We start from the raw sequence: 4,850 nt of genomic DNA, 5'->3' as shown, positions 1-4,850 counted from the left end.
TCGGCAGCGTCAGAGGTGTATAAGAGACAGCCCCTGCCCCTGAAGTCCGGCCCCCACGGCGTGAGCGTCCCCTCCAGCCTGGAGGCCCTCATCCTGGTGGCCGCCCTGCGCGCCGTGGCCCGCGTGTCGCCGCAGCAGCCCGTGGCCATCAGCAGCATGGTGGCCGGCGAGGCCCGCATGGACGTCCGGGTGCGGGCCCCGCCTCCTCGCGTGCGCAACTAGGCGGAATCAGGAGGCGCAGGGCGTGCTGCCCCCTGCCCAGGCGAAGCAACGGGCTCGTGTGAGACTGTGAACAGCCGCTGTGATGGAAAAGGTTGATTCACAAAGTATCTGGGTCCATAGGTGGAGGCGTGACTGACGCCGACCTCGCACCCCGGGTCCAGCGCTTCATCACGACGCACATCGATTCCATCGAGAAGCTGGAGGTCCTCCTCCTGCTTCGGGCCCGGACGGACCGGGTGTGGACGGCGTCGGCGGTGGCCCTGGAGCTGCGCATCACCGAAGCATCCGCGGCCCGCCGCCTGGCGGAGCTCAAGGCTGGAGGGCTGCTCGTGCAGGATGGGAGCCCGGGTGAAGCCTTCCGCTTCAGCCCCACCCAGACCGACGACGTGAAGTCGGCCGCGGAGCTGGCGGCCACCTACGCGGGGCGGCGCGTGAGTGTGATTTCGTTCATCTTCTCCCGTCCCCTGGACCGGGTGCGGGGCTTCGCGGACGCATTCGTGTTGAAGCCGGGCAAGGATGGCAAGGGCCATGGCTGAGGCGGTCTACATCCTGTGCGCGTTGACGAGCGTGGCGTGCGCGCTGCTGCTGCTGCGTGCGTGGCGGCGCACGCGGGTGAAGCTGCTGCTCTACAGCGGCCTGTGCTTCTCCATCCTGACCCTCAACAACGTGATGCTCTTCGTGGACCTGGTGCTCATTCCCGAGCAGGACCTGTCGCTGGCGCGCACCTGCACGTCGCTGCTGGCCAGCGGCGTGTTGCTCTTCGGCCTCATCTGGGACGTGTCCTGAGGGACGGCACGCCATGCTCAAGATCCTGCTCGATGGCGCGGTGATGATGGCGTACCTCGCGTGCGCCCTGTTCTTCCTGCGCTTCCACCGCCAGTCCAGGGACCGGCTGTTCGCGCTGTTCGCGCTGGCGTTCGCGTTGATGGGGCTCAACAACCTGTTCGGCCTGCTGGTGGGCCCCAGCCTGGACGAGGAGCGCCGGCACTACCTGTACGTCGTCCGGCTGTTCGCCTACCTGCTCATCCTGGGAGCCATCTGGGACAAGAACCGGGCGGGGCGAAGCGCCGGGTGAGAAGCTGTCTGCCCTGGAGGAGCCAGCCATGGTGGACGCATCGCTTCCCCGCTTCACCCCGCGCCGCGCGCTGGGGCGCACGGGCTTCACCGCGACGGCGGTGGGCATTGGTGACGTGGCGGACCGCACGGTGCCGCGCGAGCAATTGGTGGCCACGCTGCGCCGCGCGCTGGACGCGGGGCTCAACGTCATCGACACCGCGCCCGGGTACGAGGACGGCCTGAGCGAGGAGGTCGTGGGCGAGGCCCTGCGTGGCCGGCGCGAGGGCGTGTTCGTCATCGACAAGGTGGACGTGCTGGACGCGCCGGTGGCGCCGCAGGTGGAGGCGAGCCTCGCGAGGCTGGGCCTGCCCTCGGTGGACCTGTTCGCGCTGCACGCGGTGAAGTCGTTGCAACAGTGGGAGGAGCTGGCCCGGCCGGGTGGGGCGCTGGAGCAACTGGAGGCGTGCGTGGCGAAGGGCCAGGCGCGCTTCCGGGGCATCTCCTGCCACCACCCGGAGGCGCTGCTGGCGGCGGTGCGCTCCGGGCGGTGTGACGTGGTGATGTTCCCGCTGGGGCCCTTCGTGGACGCGCGCTACGTGGAAGCGGTGCTGCCCCTGGCGCGCGAGCGGGGCGTGGGCGTGGTGTCCTTCAAGACGTTCGGCGCGGGCAAGCTGCTGGGGGACACGGAGGGCTACGGCCGGCCGCTCCAGGCGCGCCCGCGCGGCAAGGTGTCCTCCGGCGGCGAGTCGCGGGACACGCCGGTGCTGCCGCACCTGTCCGTGGCGGAGTGCGTGCACTACACGCTCACGTTGGATCCGGACGTGATGCTGCTGGGCCTGGGCTTCCCCAATGAACAGGACGCCGCGCTGCAAGCGGCCGCCGCCTTCCGTCCCCTGGACGCGGCCGCGCTCCAGACGGTGCGCGCGCGGGCGCACGCGGCCATCCAGGGCAAGGGCCCCGTGTGGTGGAACCCCGCGCCTTGAGTCCCTTGGATGGGCCCGTGAGCTGATCCGCCGCGTGCGAGCGGGCAATCGCTGACGGGTTGGCTGGCGGACACTCGCCCCGAATCCGGGGGCCGTGGCGCCTTGTGGGGGTCCGGGGTCGTCATTATCCGAGCGTCTGTCTGGTGCAGCGGCGCTGCCCCTGTGGCGCCATGGCCTACCCCTCCCATGCCCGAACCCTCCCACGAGCCTGCCTCCGAGCCTTCCGGTGAGCCTCGGCCGCCGTCCCTGGAGCCCCAGGGGGCGACGAACGAACCGCGGCTGGCGGAAGGGGACCTGTCGGGCACGGCGGCAGAGCCTGCGTCCGGGCTCACCTTTGGACTGAAGGGAGGCACCTCGAACGTGATGGAGGTGACCGTCCTGCACGCGAGCGGAGCGGCGGAGAATGTTTCGCCTGAAGGCCGTACCCGGGAGGTGAGTCCTCCGTTCGTGAGCCTGACCGTGGACGCGCCGGAGCCGGACGCTCCGACCCCGATGCCCGCCCCTTCGTCCCCGCGCGTGGAGGAGGGCCGCTTCGCCTTCCTGGCCCGCGCGGGCGAGGTGCTGGCGTCATCGTTGGATGAGCCCACGGTGCTGCGCCAGCTGGCGGACCTGGTGGTGCCGGGCCTGGCGGACTGGTGCGCGGTGGATCTCATCACCGCGGCGGGCACGGTGGTGCGCCGGGCGGCGGCGCACAGGGAGCCCGCGCGGGTGCGTGAGGTGTACGCGCTCGCGGAGCGCTGGCCCGCGGTGGTGAACGGGCCCCGGGGCGTGGGCCGCGTGCTGGGCACCGGCCAGCCGTTCCTGCTGTCCGACGTGCCCGAGTCCCAGCTCGAGGCGGCCGTGGCCGGGGGCGACCGGGTGCTCGCCGAATCCCAGCGTCTGGGTTGTCGCTCCGTGATGCTGGTTCCGCTGGAGGCGCGGGGACGGGTGCTGGGGTGTCTGTCATTGATCTCCGGCACGTCGGAGCGCCGCTACGGCGCGCGCGAGCTGGAGCTGGCGCGCGAGCTGGCCCGGCGCGCCGCGCTGTCCCTGGACAATGCCCTGCTGTACGGCGAGGCCCGTCAGGCCCAGGCGCGCACGGCGCGGCTCCAGGCGGTGACGGCGGCGCTGTCCCGCGCGGCCACCGAGGACGCGGTGGCGCAGGTGCTGGCGCGCGAGGTGTGGGAGGCCAGCGGCGCCACGCGCCTCGCGGTGCTGGCGCTGGAGGAGGACGGCCGCCTCAGGCCCCTGCGCCTCCTGGGCTACCCCGACGATGCGCAGGACCACTTCGCCCAGCGTCCGGGCGAGGGGCCTCTCGCGAAGGCGCGCCATGACAGCCGGCGCGAGGCGTGGTGGTTCGCCTCGCTGGAGGACTTCATCGCCCAGCATCCCCAGGACGCGGAGTTCGCGCGCGGCCTGGGGCCGGGCGCCCGCGCGGTGGTGCCGCTGTGGGGCGAGACGCGGGTGCAGGGGGTGCTGCTGCTCGCGTGGCCGGAGGCGCGCACCTTTCCGGCCTCGGAGCGCGCGTTCCTGGAGGCGCTGGCGCACCAGTGCGCGCAGGCGCTGGAGCGGGCCGCGCTCTACGAAGCGCTGCGCGAGCGCACGGAGCGGCTGCGCCAGGCGCTGGTGACGGGCGACGTCGGCACGTGGCGGCTGGACCTGCGCCGCGGGCAGGAGGTGCGGGACGCGGCGCTCAACCACCTGCTGGGGCTGCCGGCGGTGGACTCCATGCACGACATGGGTGACCTCCTCCAGTACGTGCACCCGGACGACCTGGCCGCGCTGGGACCGGAGTTCCTCCGGCACCAGAACGAGGCCCCCGCCCTCTTCGAGCTGGAGTTCCGCCTGGTGCGCCGCGATGGCGGCCTCCGCTGGGTGCACAGCGTGGGGCAGTCCCTGGTCGGGCCGGACGGGAAGGCGGCCTTCATCACGGGCGCGCTGGCGGACATCACGCGGCGCAAGGAGGCGGAGGAGCGGCTGCAGCTGCTCCTGGACGCGAGCCGCGTGCTGGCGCTGCGCCTGGACGACGTGGAGCAGGCGCTGCCGGAGGTGGCGACGCTGGTGGCGAACCACGTGGCCACCGGCTGTCTGGTGGACCTGGCGGAGCCGGACGGCACCCTGCGGCGGGTGACGGCGGCGCACCGCGTGCCCGCGCTCGAAGCGCGGATGAGGGCCTCCCTGTCGGAGCAGGGCCGGGGGCCGGCGCACCCCGCGCTCCGGTGCTTCGCGTCGGGCCAGGTCTGTTTCGTCTCGCGCCTGGACTCCCCGCGCTGCGACGGGGTGTCCACGAGCGAGGAGCACCGGGACCTGGTGGACAGCCTCGCGCCCACGTCGGTGCTGTCCGTGCCGCTGCGCACCCGGGGGCGCACGCTGGGCGTCATCACGCTGTTCACCGCCGGGGCCCAGCGCACGCTGGTGGCCGCGGACGTGACGATGGCGGAGGAGCTGGCGCTGCGCGTGAGCGTGGCGCTGGAGAACGCGCGGCTCTACCACGACGCGCAGTCCGCGGTGCGCCTGCGCGACGAATTCCTCTCCGTGGCGAGCCACGAACTGAAGACGCCGCTCACCAGCCTCATCCTCCAGCACAACCTGATTGGCCGGGGGCTGGAG

The 4,850-nt window shown here is 72.7% G+C and carries 5 protein-coding genes and 1 pseudogene; all 6 read left to right on the top strand.

Features of this window, described 5'->3' with window-relative positions:
* Nucleotides 1-222: pseudogene (locus tag D7V93_RS47880) on the top strand (hypothetical protein); the annotation flags it as partial.
* Nucleotides 223-350: 128 nt separating this feature from the next.
* Nucleotides 351-758, top strand: coding sequence for a hypothetical protein (locus tag D7V93_RS38010; RefSeq protein WP_120647978.1), 408 nt, complete (start codon nucleotides 351-353; stop codon nucleotides 756-758).
* The gene (locus D7V93_RS38005) at nucleotides 751-1,008 is read left to right on the top strand and encodes a DUF5985 family protein (protein ID WP_120647977.1); all 258 of its coding nucleotides are present in this window, start codon (nucleotides 751-753) and stop codon (nucleotides 1,006-1,008) included. The genes D7V93_RS38010 and D7V93_RS38005 overlap by 8 nt, the downstream gene beginning before the upstream one ends.
* A 13-nt stretch (nucleotides 1,009-1,021) precedes the next feature.
* Nucleotides 1,022-1,297, top strand: a complete 276-nt coding sequence (locus D7V93_RS38000) for a DUF5985 family protein (RefSeq protein ID WP_120647976.1) — start codon at nucleotides 1,022-1,024, stop codon at nucleotides 1,295-1,297.
* A gap of 28 nt (nucleotides 1,298-1,325) precedes the next feature.
* Entirely contained in the window at nucleotides 1,326-2,261 is a 936-nt protein-coding gene (locus tag D7V93_RS37995) for an aldo/keto reductase (protein WP_120647975.1), read from the top strand.
* A 447-nt stretch (nucleotides 2,262-2,708) separates the two neighbouring features.
* Nucleotides 2,709-4,850 (top strand): GAF domain-containing protein (locus D7V93_RS37990; RefSeq protein WP_158623951.1); only part of this gene is annotated, 2,142 nt, incomplete at its 3' end.

Origin of the sequence: Corallococcus llansteffanensis (assembly GCF_003612055.1) — a bacterium.
GTDB classification, from domain to species: Bacteria; Myxococcota; Myxococcia; order Myxococcales; family Myxococcaceae; genus Corallococcus; species Corallococcus llansteffanensis.
Note: the sequence above shows the minus strand (reverse complement) of the source record. Positions and strands in the feature narration are given on the sequence as shown.

Coding starts and splice junctions, on each gene's coding strand:
- D7V93_RS37995 (WP_120647975.1), top strand. CDS start 1,326: ATGGTGGACGCATCGCTTCCCCGCTTCACCCCGCGCCGCGCGCTGGGG.
- D7V93_RS38005 (WP_120647977.1), top strand. CDS start 751: ATGGCTGAGGCGGTCTACATCCTGTGCGCGTTGACGAGCGTGGCGTGC.
- D7V93_RS38000 (WP_120647976.1), top strand. CDS start 1,022: ATGCTCAAGATCCTGCTCGATGGCGCGGTGATGATGGCGTACCTCGCG.